This window comes from Brevundimonas sp., from assembly GCF_036400995.1.
Classification (GTDB): Bacteria; Pseudomonadota; Alphaproteobacteria; order Caulobacterales; family Caulobacteraceae; genus Brevundimonas.
In genome coordinates this window covers 1-15,739 of the sequence record NZ_DASWWG010000012.1, presented here as the reverse complement: position 1 = coordinate 15,739, position 15,739 = coordinate 1, and the positions used below count along the sequence as shown (strand labels likewise).

The 15,739-nt window shown below is 69.1% G+C and carries 15 protein-coding genes; 5 read left to right on the top strand and 10 right to left on the bottom strand.

Translation table 11 applies throughout. From position 1 onward, the window contains the following. Position 1: 1 nt before the first annotated feature. On the top strand, positions 2-889 hold the full coding sequence (locus tag VGE03_RS01340; RefSeq protein WP_331044668.1) for a hydrogen peroxide-inducible genes activator: 888 nt from the start codon (positions 2-4) through the stop codon (positions 887-889). Between the two features lie 86 nt (positions 890-975). Further along, positions 976-3,825, top strand: coding sequence for a pitrilysin family protein (locus VGE03_RS01335; RefSeq protein ID WP_331044667.1), 2,850 nt, complete (start codon positions 976-978; stop codon positions 3,823-3,825). A gap of 33 nt (positions 3,826-3,858) precedes the next feature. Here the strand turns inward: VGE03_RS01335 and VGE03_RS01330 are convergent, their stop codons facing one another. The 4 genes from VGE03_RS01330 to VGE03_RS01315 all read right to left on the bottom strand — a co-directional run bounded on the left by VGE03_RS01330 (position 3,859) and on the right by VGE03_RS01315 (position 6,941). Beyond that, positions 3,859-4,680 (bottom strand): serine protease, encoded by an 822-nt coding sequence (locus VGE03_RS01330; RefSeq protein WP_331044666.1) that lies wholly within the window; start codon positions 4,678-4,680, stop codon positions 3,859-3,861. A gap of 4 nt (positions 4,681-4,684) precedes the next feature. Then, positions 4,685-5,128 carry a DUF350 domain-containing protein gene (locus VGE03_RS01325; protein WP_331044665.1) on the bottom strand — a complete coding sequence of 148 codons (444 nt, stop codon included), beginning with the start codon at positions 5,126-5,128 and terminating at the stop codon, positions 4,685-4,687. 161 nt (positions 5,129-5,289) lie between these two features. Beyond that, entirely contained in the window at positions 5,290-6,462 is a 1,173-nt protein-coding gene (gene rlmN / locus VGE03_RS01320; RefSeq protein ID WP_331044664.1) for a 23S rRNA (adenine(2503)-C(2))-methyltransferase RlmN, read from the bottom strand. Between the two features lie 74 nt (positions 6,463-6,536). Further along, the gene (locus VGE03_RS01315; RefSeq protein ID WP_331044663.1) at positions 6,537-6,941 is read right to left on the bottom strand and encodes a metallopeptidase family protein; all 405 of its coding nucleotides are present in this window, start codon (positions 6,939-6,941) and stop codon (positions 6,537-6,539) included. A gap of 155 nt (positions 6,942-7,096) precedes the next feature. Here VGE03_RS01315 and VGE03_RS01310 point away from each other — a divergent pair, with 155 nt between their 5' ends. The 3 genes from VGE03_RS01310 (at position 7,097) to VGE03_RS01300 (ending at position 11,415) form a co-directional block, all read left to right on the top strand. Further along, on the top strand, positions 7,097-9,427 hold the full coding sequence (locus tag VGE03_RS01310; protein WP_331044662.1) for a PAS domain-containing sensor histidine kinase: 2,331 nt from the start codon (positions 7,097-7,099) through the stop codon (positions 9,425-9,427). Positions 9,428-9,524: 97 nt separating this feature from the next. Further along, positions 9,525-10,379: an HAD family hydrolase gene (locus VGE03_RS01305; RefSeq protein ID WP_331044661.1), complete on the top strand. Its 855-nt coding sequence runs from the start codon at positions 9,525-9,527 to the stop codon at positions 10,377-10,379. Between the two features lie 73 nt (positions 10,380-10,452). Beyond that, positions 10,453-11,415 (top strand): acyl-CoA thioester hydrolase/BAAT C-terminal domain-containing protein, encoded by a 963-nt coding sequence (locus tag VGE03_RS01300; RefSeq protein ID WP_331044660.1) that lies wholly within the window; start codon positions 10,453-10,455, stop codon positions 11,413-11,415. On the opposite strand, the gene VGE03_RS01295 is transcribed toward VGE03_RS01300, so the two are convergent. From VGE03_RS01295 to sdhA, 6 genes are all read right to left on the bottom strand, one after another. Beyond that, positions 11,412-11,735 (bottom strand): PilZ domain-containing protein, encoded by a 324-nt coding sequence (locus VGE03_RS01295; protein WP_331044659.1) that lies wholly within the window; start codon positions 11,733-11,735, stop codon positions 11,412-11,414. The genes VGE03_RS01300 and VGE03_RS01295 overlap by 4 nt on opposite strands. Further along, complete coding sequence (locus VGE03_RS01290; protein ID WP_331044658.1) at positions 11,732-12,373, bottom strand: kinase; 642 nt, start codon at positions 12,371-12,373, stop codon at positions 11,732-11,734. Before VGE03_RS01290 ends, VGE03_RS01295 begins: the two co-directional genes overlap by 4 nt. 137 nt (positions 12,374-12,510) lie before the next feature. After that, positions 12,511-12,831 (bottom strand): 2Fe-2S iron-sulfur cluster-binding protein, encoded by a 321-nt coding sequence (locus tag VGE03_RS01285; protein ID WP_331044657.1) that lies wholly within the window; start codon positions 12,829-12,831, stop codon positions 12,511-12,513. 17 nt (positions 12,832-12,848) lie between these two features. Then, positions 12,849-13,190, bottom strand: a complete 342-nt coding sequence (locus VGE03_RS01280; RefSeq protein ID WP_331044656.1) for a gamma-glutamylcyclotransferase family protein — start codon at positions 13,188-13,190, stop codon at positions 12,849-12,851. 5 nt (positions 13,191-13,195) lie between these two features. Beyond that, complete coding sequence (locus VGE03_RS01275) at positions 13,196-13,999, bottom strand: succinate dehydrogenase iron-sulfur subunit (protein ID WP_331044655.1); 804 nt, start codon at positions 13,997-13,999, stop codon at positions 13,196-13,198. Beyond that, positions 13,999-15,739 (bottom strand): succinate dehydrogenase flavoprotein subunit (gene sdhA, locus VGE03_RS01270; protein ID WP_331044654.1); only part of this gene is annotated, 1,741 nt, incomplete at its 5' end. The genes VGE03_RS01275 and sdhA, both read right to left, overlap by 1 nt.

Genomic DNA, 15,739 nt, shown 5'->3' with positions numbered 1-15,739 from the left:
GATGCTCCCCACGCTCCGCCAACTTCAGTACCTGCGTCTGCTCGCCGAGCACGCCTCCTTCAGCCGCGCCGCCGAGGCCGCCCACGTGAGTCAGCCCGCTCTGTCGGCGGGGGTGCAGGAACTGGAGAGAATTCTGGGCGCGCCGGTGGTCGAGCGCACACGGGGCAATGTTCAGTTGACCGCCGTCGGCGCCGAGGCCGTGCGCCGGGCCGAGGACGTTCTGGCCCGCACAGAGGATCTGGTCGAAGCGGCGCGCAATGCGGGCAAGCCGCTGTCGGGCCGGTTCCGTCTGGGCGTCATCCCGACCGTCGCGCCCTTCCTTCTGCCGGCCCGGCTTCCGGCGTTGAAGGAACAGTATCCCAGCCTGCGCCTGTTCATCCGCGAGGACCTGACGCCCCGGCTGGTGGCCGCGCTGAAGACCGGACATCTGGACGCCGCCGTGATCGCCCTGCCCTACAGCGCGACCGGCATCGAACATGCGCGGATCGGCGATGACGAAATCCTCGCCGCCGCCCCGGTGGGCCATGTCCTGGCGGGCGATGGACCGATCCCGCCCGGCTCGCTGAAGGCCGAGGACCTGATTCTGCTCGAGGACGGTCACTGTCTGCGCGATCAGGCCCTGGCCGCCTTCGATATCGAGGCCCCCAAGGGCGACGACGTCTTCGCCGCCACCAGCCTGCACACCCTGGTTCAGATGGTCTCGTCGGGTCTGGGCGTCAGCTTCCTGCCCGAGATGGCGGTCCGGGCCGGTCTGGCCGACATGCCGGGCGTCGTTGTCCGGCCCATCGCCGCCAAGGCGCCCCGGCGCGAGATCGTGGTGGCCTGGCGGGCGGGCTCGAGCCGGGCCGCCGAGGCGAAGCTGCTGGCGGAAGCCCTGCGGCTGGACTGAGCTTCATTACCACTCCGTAACGTGCGCCCCGGACCGGCCCTGTTAGGGTCGGCGCCGCCCGTCGTCCGGGCGTCCGGAGCCCGTACATGAAGACCCGTCTGATCCTGACCGCCGCCGCCTCGGCCCTGTTGCTCGGCCTGCCTGCCGCCTCGCCCGCCCTGGCCCAGAGCGCCGCTTCCGCCCCCGCGGCGGGCCAGATCGCCGTGCCGCCGCTCGGCTTCCAGGAGCGGACCCTGCCGAACGGGCTGAAGGTCTACACCGCGCGGGACACCTCGACCTCGAACGTCACCGTGCAGGTCTGGTACCGCGTCGGCTCCAAGGATGATCCCGAGCGCCGCTCGGGCTTCGCCCACCTGTTCGAACACCTGATGTTCAAGGCGACGCAGAACTTCCCGGACGAGACCTTCGACCGCCTGACCGAAGACGTGGGCGGCAACAACAACGCCTTCACCTCGGACGACGTCACCGCCTACCACGAGACTGTTCCGGCCAATCATCTGGAACGCCTGATCTTCGCCGAAGCCGACCGTCTGGGGTCGCTGGTGGTCAATGAGTCCGTGTTCGAGAGTGAACGCGACGTGGTGAAGGAGGAATACCGCCAGGGTGTTCTGGCCAGCCCCTACGGCCGTCTGTTCAGCCTGTTCGTTCCGGCGACCATCTATCAGGACCACCCCTATCGTCGCTCGACCATCGGTTCGATCGAGGACCTGGACGCGGCGACCATCGAGGATGTGCGTCGTTTCCACGCCACCTATTATCGCCCCGACAACGCCTATCTGATCGTGGCGGGCAATTTCGATCAAGCCCAGCTGGATCGCTGGATCGACCAGTATTTCGGCCCGCTGGCCAATCCGGACCGCCCGTTGCCGACCAATGATGTGCGCGAGCCCGAGCCGACCGCCCCGCGCGAGGCGACCTTCTACGCGCCCAACGTGCCCCTGCCCGCCGTGGTTCTGGCCTGGCCGGGCGTTCGCTATGACGACCCGGATCGCGCCGCCCTGACCGTGCTGGACGGCATCCTGTCCACCGGCGAGAGCTCCCGTCTGTACCGCTCGCTGGTCTACGATCAGAAGATCGCCACCCAGGCCAGCTCGAACGTCGACGCCAGCCAGCAGGCCGGCTCGGTCATCACCTACGCCATCATGGCTGAAGGCGAGACGCCCGAGGCGGGCCTCGCCTCGCTCCGCGCCGAAGCCGCCCGTCTGCGCGACGCCCCGGTCACCGAGGCCGAGCTGGCGGAAGCGAAGAACGAGCTGATCGCCGGCGCCCTGAGGGACCGCGAGACGGTCGAGGATCGCGCCAACGTTCTGGGCTGGTCGCTGATCAACACCGGCGGAGCCGCCGCGGCCGACGCCGAAATCTCGGCCCTGCAGGCCGTGACCGTCGCCGATATCCAGCGTGTCGCCCGCCGCTACCTGACCGACGACCGCAGCATCTCGATCCGCTATCTGAACGCGGACGAGCAGAACCCGGTCACCGCCCAGTCCGTGGAGGTCACCGCCCCGGTCAAGGTCGCGAACCTGGCCCCGGTCGGTCGCATCTTCGAACTGCTGCCGGAAGATCAGCGGACCCCGATCCCGGCCGCCGGCCCGGCGGTGGACCTGACCACCCCGACCGTGGAGACCTTCACCCTGTCGAACGGGCTGGAGGTCTATGTCGCCCGTAAGCCGGGCCTGCCCCTCGTCTCGGCCCGGCTGGGCATCGCCGCCGGCTCGGCGGATGACGGCGCGCGGACCGGCCTGTCGGTGCTCACCGCCGGCCTGCTGACCCAAGGCTCCAGCGGCCGTTCGGCGCCGGAGATCGCCGCCGAGATCGAACAGCTGGGCGCCCAGCTCGGCGCCTCGTCCGGACCGGACTTCTCCAACGTCTCGGTCAATGCCCCATCGGATGTCTTCCCGCGCGCGCTCGCCCTGATGGCCGATGTGGTGCGGCGTCCGGATTTCGCGGCCGAGGAAGTCGAGCGCCAGCGTGACCAGTCGCTGGATGGCCTGCGGGTTTCGCTCAGCTCGCCGGGCCCCGTCGCCTCCATGGCGGCCGGGCGACTGGTGTACGGCGACGCCGCCTATGGCGCGCCGGGCGGCGGCACCCCGGACTCCCTGCCGGGGCTGACCCGTGAGGATGTCACGGCCTTCCACGCCGCGCGCTATCGCCCCGAAACGGCGACCCTGATCTTCTCGGGGGATATCACCGTCGACCAGGCCCGCGCGCTGGCGGAGCAGGCCTTCGGTGACTGGCGCGCCACGGGTCCGGCGCCCGCGCCCCGTGTCGATCCGGCCGGCTCCGCCGTCGCACCGCGGGTCATCGTCATCGACCAGCCGGGCGCCGGACAAGCGGCGGTCTATGTCGCCATGCGCAGCATCGCGCGTACGGACGCCGACTACTTCCCGCTGACCCTGGGCAACACGCTGCTGGGCGGCAGCTTCACCTCGCGCCTCAACCAGGAAATCCGCATCAAGCGCGGGCTCAGCTACGGCACCCGGTCGAACCTGGGCGTCCGTCAGGACGAGGGCGCTTTCGTCGCCTACGCCCAGACCCGCAACGACGCGGCCGCCGAGGTGGCTGATCTGATCCTGGGCGAGGTGAATCGCCTGTCGACCACGCAACCGACCGAAAGCGAGATGACCACCCGTCAGGCCATCCTGTCGGGCGCCTTCGGCAGCTCGCTGGAGACGGTGGACGGCCTGGGCGGGGTCGTCGCCAATCTGGCCCTCTACGACCTGCCGATGAGCGATCTGGCCAGCTACGTCGGCCGGGTCGAGGCCATCACGCCCGAGCAGGTTCAGGCCGCCTTCGCCGAGCATCTGCCGGTGTCGGACGCCAGCCTGGTGATCGTCGGCGACGCCGCGCAGTTCATCGACGCGATCCGGGCCAAACACCCGAACGTCGAGGTTCTGCCGCTGTCGGCGCTGGACCTGGATACGGCGGCGCTGCGCTGAAACCGGCGGCCCCTCCCTCGCCAGGGGGAGGGGTCAGCCTGACATGCAGATGACCCGCGCGACGCGCAGGTCGCGGCGCAGGTCATCAGAGACCAGCCCGTAGTTGTCGACCGTCAGCAGGCGGCCCATCAGCGGTTCATCTGCCTTCTGTACGCCGCGCACGGCGGGGCGGAAGGTCTCGGGCGAGGTCGTGTAGATGCGGCCGCGACGCGGGCTTTCAGCGATGGTCACGCCGACGACCCGTCCCTGCCGGTCCATCACCGGCGCGCCCGACAGGCCCGCAAGCGTTCCGCCCAGGCCATCGGTGCGACCGACCTCGGCCCAGGCCAGGACCGGTTCGTCCCGCTGGCCTCGGCCGCGCACCTTCAGCGTTTCGCGCCCGAGGAGGCGGGAGGTCACCTCGCCCGCCCGCGCCTGCGGATAGCCGGGATGGAAGCCCCGCTGTCCGCTGCGCAGGGCTTCCGCAGGCGCGATGGGCAAGGCCGACGGGCCACCCTCGGTTTGCAGCACGGCGATGTCCGCCCAGGGCGCTAGCCGCATGTCCGCCGCGACGGCCCGACCGCCGCCCACCAGAATGGCGGGCTGTCGACAGCCCTCGACGACATGGCGGGCGGTCACCCACCGTCCGGTTCGGGCGATCGAGAAGGCGGTGCCGGTGGACGGCTGGAAGGGGATGTCCGGCGCATTGACGGTGACGGCCGGGTCAAAGGGGGTCACCGGGCCCAGAAGGGCGCCTTCGGCCTCGTCAGGCGCGGCGGGGGCCGGCGGAGCGTCGGCGTTCTCGCGGTGGCTCAGGCAGGCCAGGACGATCACGCCGACCACGCCCGAGTAGATCAGCCAGTCGGGCGGCCTCATCCGATCACCCGGTCAAAGCCGCCGCGAGGATCAGGGCGGTCGACAGCTTGGCGCCGACCAGCAGGACGGAAGCGGAGACCTCGCCGTCCCGGATGCGCTGGGGCAGTCCGGTCAGCAGCATGTCGATCAGGCGGAAGGCCAGCAGTTGCAGCGCCAAGGTCGCCACACCCCACAGGGTGATGTCCTTGATCGAGGTCGAGACGCTCAGGCTGACCGCCAGCGGAATGGCCAGACCCACCAGCACCCCGGCGAAGGCGACCGCCGCGGCGGCGTTGCCTTCGCGGATCAGGGCGATCTCCTTCCACGGCGTGAACAGGGCGTAGATCACCGCGCCGGCCAGCAGCAGGCCCAGCGTTACCGCCAGATGGGCCAGGGTCGTGGGAAAGCCTGTCGCGAAGGCCTGCACCTCGGCGCTGTCGAGCACGCTGGAAAGGGACGAGGTGTCCATGGCGGTCCGCTGGTCAGAAGTCAGGAACGCTTGCCCGCTTTTCGCCCCAATCCGCAAGCGCGCGGACGACACAGTCGGTCAAGATTGATGACAGCCTGTGACGAAGGGAGCAGTGAGCAGGAAGTGCTCGCTCGCCGCCGTCTGACTGAAATCCTGCTGCCTTAAGCCGCTTCCGCCTCGTCGCCTTCCGCCGCGGCCTTGCGCAGGGCCGAGGCGCGGATTTTCTCGCTCTCGGACTTCAGCTGGCCGCAGGCGGCCAGGATGTCCCGGCCGCGCGGGGTCCGGATCGGGCTGGCGTAGCCGGCGCGGTTCAGGATGGCCGCGAAGCGCTCGATCGTCTTCCAGTCCGAGCACTCGTAGTCGGTGCCCGGCCACGGGTTGAACGGGATCAGGTTGATCTTGGCCGGAATGCCCTCGATCAGCTTCAGCAGGGCGCGGGCCTCGTCGGGGCTGTCGTTGACGCCCTTCAGCATCACGTATTCGAACGTCACCCGGCGAGCGTTGCCCAGGCCCGGATAGGCGCGGATGGCGTCCATCAGCTGGACCAGCGGGAATTTCTTGTTCAGCGGCACCAGAACGTCGCGCAGGGGGTCGTTGGTGGCGTGCAGGCTGATGGCCAGCATGGTCTGGGTGCGTTCGCCCAGCTCCGGAATCTTCGGCACCACGCCCGAGGTCGACACCGTGATCCGGCGACGCGAGATGGCGATGCCCTCGTTGTCCGAGATGATGTCGATGGCGTTGGAGACGTGGTCCAGATTGTAGAGCGGCTCGCCCATGCCCATGAACACGATGTTCGACAGGCGGCGGTCCTCCTTGGGCGACGGCCATTCGCCGAGGTCGTCGCGGGCGACCTGGACCTGGGCCACGATCTCGGCGGCGGTCAGGTTGCGGACCAGCTTCTGGGTGCCGGTGTGGCAGAAGCTGCAGTTCAGGGTGCAGCCGACCTGCGACGACACGCACAGGGCGCCGGCCCGGCCCACGTCGGGGATGTAGACGGTTTCGATCTCGATGCCGGGCGCCGTGCGGATCAGCCATTTGCGGGTGCCGTCCTTCGACACCTGCCGCTCGATCACCTCGGGGCGGGCCAGGGTGAAGGCCGCCGCCAGCTTCGCCTGGGTGTCCTTCGCCACATTGGTCATCGCCGCGAAGTCGGTGACGCCGTAGTGGTGGATCCAGCTCCACACCTGCGACGCCCGCATCTTGGCCTTCTCGGGCGGGCACACTCCCGCGTCGATCAGCGCCTGCCGCAGCTCCGCGCGCGTCAGACCGGACAGGTTGACGGGGGCCGAAACGGCAGGGGCGCTGGTGCGCGAAAGGTCGAGCGTCAGGCTCAAGGCGGCGTCCTTCGATGGCGGGAGACCGGCCTTATACCACAGATCGCGCTGGATTTAAGGCGGGGGGCGAAGCCTCAGTCGGCCCCATCCTCGATGTGGTGGATCTGGTCGTCGTCGAGGCCGAAGTGGTGGCCGATCTCGTGGATCAGGACGTGGGCGATGATCTCGTCCAGGCCGACGTCGCCCCGCTCGCACCATTCGTCGAGGATCGGCCGACGATACAGGAAGATGCGCGACGGTTCGGCCGCCGGGCCCATGCTGTAGCGCAGGCCGATATCGACGCCGTGATACAGGCCCGTCAACTCGAACGGGTCCTCCATGCCGAAGCCCGCCAGCACCTCGTCGTCAGCGAAATCATCGACGCGGATGACCACGTCCCCGGCCAGCCCCCTGAAGGGTTCGGGCAGGGCGTCGAACGCTTCCTTCGCCAGTCGGGCGAAATCCTCGAGGGAGGGGGCGAGTTGGTTGGTCCACTGCATGGGCGAGAGGGTCGAGGGTCGGGGGTCGAGGGTCAAGACTTCGGGCGGACCCCGGCGGTTTCGCCGCATTTCGCCTCCCTCGACCCTCGACCCTAGTCCCTCGCCCCTCTTCAGGTATGGTTACCGAATCAGGGCTCGGGAGCTGAACGACACACATGGCCGAGGCGGACATCGCCTATGTCGCGACCGCGGGCGCCGCGGGACTGGCGCTGGCGCTCAGCGCCTGGGCCGCGCGGCTGCGCGGGCGTCTGGCCGAGCGCAACACGGTGCTGGAGGCCGCCATGCAGCGCGCCCAGGCCGATCTGTCCGCCCGGGACGGCGCCCTGGCCGCGTTCGAGGATGTACGGGTCGCCCTGACCCCGGGCGGCGGCGCGGACCGTCTCGGCTCCCCGGCGACCTGGGAACTGATCGTCCGTGATCTGACGAATGGGGTCGAGGTCTTCCCCGACGATCCCGCCTATGTGGTTCTGGACGCGGTGCGAGAAGTCGCGGGCCCGCGCCTCGAGGCCTTGCTCGAACGCGGCGAGGCTTTCGACGCTGTGCTGGAGGGCGAGTCCGGCGCCTGGGCCGTCGAGGGACGCAGCGCCGCCGGCGCCGCCTGGCTGCGCCTGTCGCGGCTCGGCCTGATCGGTACGGCGGCCGAGAGCGGCCTCGGCCTGCTCGCGGACTACTATCCGGCCCCGACCTGGGTGGTCGATGCGGGCGGACGCCTGGCTTGGGCGAACCGCGCCTGGCTGGCCGAGATGAAGGTCGAAACCGTCGAGGCCGCCCGCGACAAGAGCCTGACCTTTGATCGCGGCGCCGACGCCATCGTCGCCGAGGCGGGCCGCCTGCACCAGCGTCAGGAGGGCTTTCGCTGGACGACCGGCGGCGGGCGCCGTCGCGCCTGGCGGATCGTCGCCGAGCCCGCGCCCGGCGGCGGGGTTCTGGCCTTCGCCCTGGACATGACGGAGGCCGAAGAGACGCGCGACACTTTGCGTCGTCACGTCGAGGCCCACGACGAGACCCTGAACCACATCGCCGACGCGGTCGCCATCTTTGGCCCGTCCAAGCGGCTGGCGTTCCACAACACCGCCTTCCAGCAGATGTTCAGCGTCGATCCCGGCTATCTGGACGAGCGCCCGACGCACGCCGAACTGCTGGACCGCCTGCGCCAGCGCCGTCTGCTGCCGGAGGTCATCGACTACGCGGGCTGGAAGGCGCGCGAACTGGACTTCTACGGCGCCTCGGCGGCCGCGCCGGACGACAGCTGGTCCCTGCCGGACGGCCGCACCCTGCGCGTGGTGCGCCAGCCCCACCCGCTGGGCGGCGTCCTGCTGCTGTTCTCGGACATCACCGACGAACTGAAGCTGCGCAGCCGCTTCAACGCCCAACTCCAGGTCCAGACGGCGACCCTCGACAAGCTGAACGACGCGGTGGCCGTGTTCGGTTCGGACGGTCGGATCCGCCTGCACAACGAGGCGTTCGAGAGCTTCTGGGGCGTGACCGGCGAGCAGCTGCGCGCCGCCGGCGATTTCGACGCCGTCGCGGCCCTCTGCCAGGCCGCCATGCCGGACCCCAGCCTGTGGCTCGGATTGAAGGCGCGGGTCGCGGACCCCGATCCGGAAAGCCGCGTGCCGATCTCGGGCGAGGGGCGGACGGTCGACGGCCGCACCGCCGCCTGGCAGACCCGCCCCTTGCCGGACGGCGCCACCCTGGTCGCCTTCTCGGACGTCACCGCCCGCCGCGAGCTGGAGCAGGCCCTCGCCGCCAAGGCCCAGGCGCTGGAAGAGGCGACCGCGTTGAAGCGCGAGTTTGTGGGCAGCGTCTCCTATGAGCTCCGTACGCCGCTGACGACCATCGTCGGCTACTCCGAACTGCTGGAGCTTCAGGGCGATCTGCCCGAGCGCAGCCGTCAGCACGCCGGGGCCATCCGGGTGGCGGCGAGCCAGCTGGCCACCTCGATCGATGACGTTCTGGACATGGCCCAGATCGATGCAGGCGAGATGGAGCTCACGCTCGGCGACGTGAGGGTCTGCGATCTGCTGGACACTGCGGCGGAGAAGGTCCGTGCACGGATCGAGGGGCGTGGCGCCGTTCTGACCGTCGCCTGCCCGACCGGGCTGCGACCCATCCGGGCAGACGCCCAGCGCGTCGGACAGGCGCTCGAGCATCTGCTGGACAACGCCGCGCGCGCGGTCGGCGAGGGCGGTTCGGTCAACCTGATCGCCGAGGGCTCGCCGTCCGAGGTTCGCATCCGCGTCGAGGACAGCGGCCGCGGCATTCCCTATCACCTGCAGGCGCACGTCTTCGACCGGTTCGTCCGGCGTGAGCGCGGGGGTCCCGGCGTCGGCCTGGCGCTGGTGAAGGCCCTGGTCGAACTGCACGGCGGCTGGGCCGAGGTGGAGAGCGAACCCGGCAAGGGCGCGGCCTTCATCCTGCATCTGCCGCTGGAGGCCGCGAGCGTTGCGGCCGCCCCGGAGCTGCATCTGGGGACCGGGTTCTAGGGATCAGGTTTCAGGGGAAGGGTGTATCAGGTCTTTGACAGTGGGGCCGCGTTTACCTACGCCCCTACAACCTGATCCCTAAAGCCTGGAACCTCCAATGGCCAAGCTGCTCAAGACCGCCCTCATCTACGACTTCGACGGCACCCTCGCCCGGGGGAACATGCAGGAAGTCAGCTTCATCCCGTCCGTCGGGATGGGCATCGGCGACTTCTGGGGCGAGGCCGAGGCGCTGACCAAGGCCGCCGACGGCGACGGCATCCTGATGTACATGCAGCTGATGCTGGCCCACGCCCGCCAGAACGGCGCGCCGATCACCCGCGAGGGCCTGCGCGAGCACGGCCAGGACGTGAAGCTGTTCGACGGCCTGAAGAACGACCTAACCGGCAAGGGCTGGTTCGACCGCATCAACGAGAAGGGCCGCGAGTACGGCCTCGACATCGAGCACTACATCATCTCGGCCGGGCTGGAGGAGATGATCGACGGGTGCCCGATCCGCGAGGAGTTCCACCACGTCTTCGCGTCCAAATTCGTCTACGACGAAAACGGCGTGGCGATCTGGCCGGCAGTGGGCGTCAACTACACCACCAAGACCCAGTACCTGTTCCGCATCAACAAGGGCGTGCTGAACCACTGGGAGCACGACAAGATCAACAAATTCATGGCCGACGACGACCGTCCGGTCCCGTTCGAGCGGATGATCTTCCTCGGCGACGGGGACACCGACGTCCCGACCATGAAGATGATGCACACCAAGGGCGGCTTCTCGATCGCGGTCTACGACCCGCGCTTCAACGAGAAGGACCAGAAGAAGATCTATTCGCTGATCTCCGAGGACCGCGTGAATTTCGTCGCCGCCGCCGACTACCGCGAGGGCTCGGCGCTGGACCTGATCGTGAAGGGCCTGATCGGCCGCATCGCCATCAACGCCGGGACCATGCCGGCGGGGGTCTGATCGGCCGCATCCACAGGCGGCGTCGGCGGCGACTACCCTGAGACGGCGGATCATCCGCCCGGGGAACATCGCCATGCTGCATCGACTGACCGGTCTGCTGACCCTGATCGCCGCCCTCCTCTTCGGGGGCGCGGCGACAGCGCAGGAGGTGGCCCAGCGCCCGGTCGCGGGCTTCCCGCACGCCGTGCTCTACACCGTGGGCGACGCGCCGAAGCCGGTGGTGGTCATCCTCCACGGCGCCGACGGCAATGACGAAGCGAGCACGCGGTTCGGCCCGATCCTGGCCCGGATGGGCTATGCGGCGGTCGGCCTGCCCTACTATTCGCCGAACTGGGGCGACTACGGCCCGCCGCCGAAATTCCCCGACCTGCCGGGCAGCTTCATCGACATCCGGGTCGATCAGCTGGCGGAGCTGCGCGAGGCCCTGCGCGGCATGCCGGGGGCCGATGTCGAGCGTTTCGGCCTGTTCGGCGCGTCGAAGGGCGCCGAGTTCGCCCTGATCGCGGGCAGCCGCTATCCGTGGATCGACAGCATCGTCGCCTACGCCCCCACCGATGTGGTCTGGGAAGGCTGGGGGTTGGAGATGGTCGAGGCCGAGGGGACGCGGTCGTCCTTCTCGTTCGGCGGCCAGCCCCTGCCCTTCGTGCCCTATCGCGGCTTCGTTGAAGGCCTGCTGGCGGGGCCGGCGGCGGACCTGCGCGCGATCCATGAAAACGGGCGCGCCGATCATCCGGAGAAGGCCGTGGCGGCCCGCATTCCGATCGAGACCTACCCCGGTTCGCTCCTGCTCATCGCGGGCGGCCGGGACGCCCAGTGGAACGCCGCCGGGGCGGTGACGGAAATCGTCGCCCATCGCTCCGCGGTCGGGCTCGAAACCGAGGCGCTGGTCTATCCGGAGGCAGGACACGATCTCGTGGGCGACGGCGGGGTGCGCCAGGTCGAGCGCAGCGGAGGATCACCGGAAGCGGATGCGGCGGCGCGCGCCGACGCCTGGCCCAAGGTCGTGACCTTCTTGGCCCGAACCCTGGCCGACTAGCGTCCGCCTGCGCGCAGCCAGGCGGCGCGGGCCGCGGCGAGCCGGGAGGGGATCAGGCCGCGCAGCCCGGCCTGCCCCGTTCGCTTCAGTCCGGCTTCCTGCCCCTTGGACCAGGCGACCTCGGCCTCTATGGCCACGCCCTGGGCGATATCGATGACCTGAACCTGTTTCGGCAGGGCCAGCTTGCGGTCCAGCCGCACCTTCAGACCCGCGCCGGACACGTCGGTGATCAGGCAGGGCATTTCCAGCCCCGGGGCGACCACGACGCCCTTCGCATTGGCGGGCGAACGCGCTTCAAGGCGACGATCCTGAAAACTCATGAGGCGACTGTGACAGGCTGACGGTTTCGATCCAGTTGCACGACGATGTCCGCGTGCACGCCGCCGTCGATCATCCGGCGGGTGAGGCGCTCGAAACACTGGATGAAGTCGGCGATCGCATGACGCTCCTCCGCGGCGAGCGGCCGCCCGCGCAGGTCCGCCTCCTGCTCACAACGCCAGTCCAGCACCGCGTCGAACCCTGGCGCGCGCAGAAAAAGACGGGCGTCCAGCCGTTCCGCCAGAGCCAGATAGGCATCGCCGGCGAAGGCGTTGACCGCGCGGCGCCAGACGCCGTCCGGATCGCGTTCCGTCTCCAGCCGGTTCAGCGGCGAGGCGAGGGCGTCGGACTCTTCAGGCAGCGCCCCCAGACACCAGCCGTCGATCAGAATGGCGCGAGGGCGACCGCGGAACCGGGGCCATCGACCCTCAACGACGCGCTCGTCGGCCAGTTTGTCGAACACCGGCAGCGGGGTCTCATCATCCGGGCCGGCGATGGACAGGGCGGCCACTGTCCGATCCAGAAGCTCCAGATCGTGCGTCCCGGGCGGTCCGCGCGTCGAGAACAGGGGATGGAGTTCCGCCGCGAGGGCGGCGCGCTCCGTCTTGGTCAGATAGACGTCGTCCAGCGACAGTTGCACCGCGCCGAACGCTCCGGCGGCCGCGCGGGCGAGGGTGGTCTTGCCCGATCCCTGCGATCCCGCGATGCCGATGACGGGCGGGCGATGCTGCGGTCCGGCCTCGATCAGGCGACCGATCAGGGCGACGAGGTCGGGTGTCAGTGCTGGTTTTCCGGCAGCCGGACGATCAGGCCGTCCAGATCGTCCGAAACGCGGATCTGGCAGGACAGGCGGCTGTTCGGCTGCACATTCTCGGCGAAGTCGAGCATCGACTCCTCCATGGCCGACGGACGTCCCGTTTCGGCCTGGAAGGCTTCATCCACATAGACGTGGCAGGTCGCGCAGGCGCAGGCGCCGCCGCAGTCGGCGTCGATGCCAGGCACGTTGTTGCGGATCGCGCCCTCCATCACGGAGAGGCCGTTCTTGACCTCGACGGTGTGCTCGCGCCCGTCGTGCTCGATGTAGGTGATCTTCGCCATGATGGGCTGCTAGCAGACTATGTTCTGGCGACATAGACCCAGGCGGAGCGCCCGGATTCCAGTGTCACGAGGATGCGGTGGTAGTCGTCGACCTCGTAGTCGTCGGCGGCGGTCAGTTCGGCGTCGGTGATCCGGAACACCGTGCCCTCGATCCGGCCCGAGCCGTCTGTGGTGGGCCGGACGATCGGGTGATGGGTCAGGCCGCTTTCGGCGATGACGTCCGGGTCGGTGATCTCGACCAGGCTCCGGTCGTAGCCGGGCAGGGCGTCCGCCGAGCCGTCCAGCCGGCGCCCGAAGTTCGCCTCCTGCACCTGCGGGTCCTGAAGGGTGCCGTAGGAGAAGAGGAGAACTTCGGTCATCCGGTTCAGGCCGAGGCCTTGTCCTTCTTGCGGCTCGACGAGACCATCAGCTTCTTGGTCTCGGCGATCGCCTTGGCCGGGTTCAGGCCCTTCGGGCAGACCTGGGCGCAGTTCATGATCGTGTGGCAGCGATACAGCTTGAAGGGATCCTCGAGGTCGTCGAGGCGCTTCTGGGTCGCGTCATCGCGGCTGTCCGAGATCCAGCGGTACGACTGCAGCAGGGCGGCCGGGCCGAGATATTCTTCCTGGTTCCACCAGTAGCTGGGGCACGAGGTCGAGCAGCAGGCGCACAGGATGCACTCGTACAGGCCGTCCAGCTTGGCGCGGTCCGCCGGCGACTGCAGGCGCTCCTTCTCCGGGTCCGGTTCGTCGGACTGGAGGTAGGGCTGGATCGAGTCGTACTGGGCGTAGAACAGGCTCAGGTCGGTCACCAGATCCTTCACCACAGGCTGGTGCGGCAGCGGCGAGATCGAGATGGTGTCCGACGAGCACTCGTCCATGCCCTTGGTGCAGGCCAGGGCGTTGCGGCCGTCGATGGTCATCGAGCAGGAGCCGCAGATGCCCTCACGGCACGACCGGCGGAAGGCCAGGGTCGGGTCGATCTCGTTCTTGATGTGGATCAGGGCGTCCAGCAGCATCGGGCCGTGGTCGTCGGCCGAGACCTCGTAGACGTCCCAGCGCGGCTCGGCGTCGACCTCGGGGTCGTAGCGATAGACCTTGTAGGTCTTGACGTTCTGGGCGCCGGCGGGAGCCTTGTGAACCTTGCCGGTGGTGGGCTTGGAGCCCCGGGGGAGAGTCAGCTGGACCATTAGTACACCCGCGCCTTGGGTTCGATGTACGAGACCTCGTCCGACATCGTGTAATTATGCACCGGACGGTAGTCGATCTTCACGTCCTCGCCGGCGGTCTTCCAGGCGAGGGTGTGCTTCATCCAGTTCTTGTCATCGCGATCCGGATAGTCCTCGCGGGCGTGGGCGCCGCGCGATTCCGTCCGGTTCAGGGCGCCCTCGATGGTGACGAGCGCCTGATCGATCAGGTTGTCGTACTCGAGGGTCTCGACCAGGTCCGTGTTCCAGATCAGGCCGCGATCGGTGGTCTTGATGTCCGAGCCCTGGGCGTGGATGGCGCGCAGCTTGGCGACGCCCTCTTCCAGGGTCTTGCCGGTGCGGAACACGGCGGCGTCCGACTGCATCGCCCGCTGCATCTCGATGCGGAGCTTGGCGGTCGGGGTCGAGCCGTTGGCGTTGCGGAAGCGGTCCAGACGGGCCAGGTGGCCGTCGGTGCTGCTGGCCGGAGCGTCCGGAACGGCGCTGTTCTTGTCGACGATCTCGCCGGTGCGCAGGCCCGCGGCGCGGCCGAACACGACCAGGTCGGTCAGCGAGTTCGAGCCCAGGCGGTTGGCGCCGTGCACCGAGACGCAGGCGGCTTCGCCCACGGCCATCAGGCCCGGAACCACGCTGTCCGGGTTGCCGTCGCGCAGCGTCAGCACCTCGCCGTGATAGTTCGTCGGGATGCCGCCCATGTTGTAGTGGACGGTCGGCAGGACCGGGATCGGCTCCTTGGTCACATCGACGCCGGCGAAGATCTTGGCCGATTCCGAAATGCCCGGCAGGCGCTCGTGCAGGATCGCCGGATCGAGGTGATCCAGGTGCAGGAAGATGTGGTCCTTCTTCGGACCGACGCCGCGGCCTTCGCGGATCTCGATGGTCATCGAGCGGCTGACCATGTCGCGCGGAGCCAGGTCCTTCACGGTCGGCGCATAGCGCTCCATGAAGCGTTCACCTTCCGAGTTGGTCAGGTAGCCGCCTTCACCGCGGGCGCCCTCGGTGATCAGGCAGCCGGCGCCGTAGATGCCGGTGGGGTGGAACTGGACGAACTCCATGTCCTGCAGCGGCAGGCCGGCGCGCAGCACCATGGCGTTGCCGTCGCCGGTGCAGGTGTGGGCGCTGGTGGCGGAGAAATAGGCGCGGCCGTAGCCGCCGGTGGCCAGGATGGTGGTCTTGGCGCGGAAGCGGTGCAGGGTGCCGTCGTCCAGCTTCAGGGCCGTGACGCCGGTGCAGGCGTGGCCCTGCATGATCAGGTCGAGCGCGAAATATTCGATGAAGAACTCGACCTCGCGGCGCACCGACTGGCCGTACAGCGTGTGCAGGATGGCGTGGCCGGTGCGGTCGGCGGCGGCGCAGGTGCGCTGCACCGGGCCCTCGCCGTAGTTGCGGGTCATGCCGCCGAAGGCGCGCTGATAGATCTTGCCGTCCTCGGTGCGCGAGAAGGGCACGCCCCAGTGCTCCAGCTCGTACACGGCCTGCGGGGCGTTGCGGCAGAGGTATTCGATGGCGTCCTGATCGCCCAGCCAGTCCGATCCCTTGACGGTGTCGAACATGTGCCAGCGCCAGTCGTCCTCGCCCATATTGCCGAGCGAGGCGGAGATGCCCCCTTGCGCGGCCACGGTGTGCGACCGGGTCGGGAAGACCTTGGTGACGCAGGCGACCTTCAGCCCCTGCTGCGCCGCGCCCAGCGCCGCGCGGAGGCCCGAGCCCCCGGCGCCGACG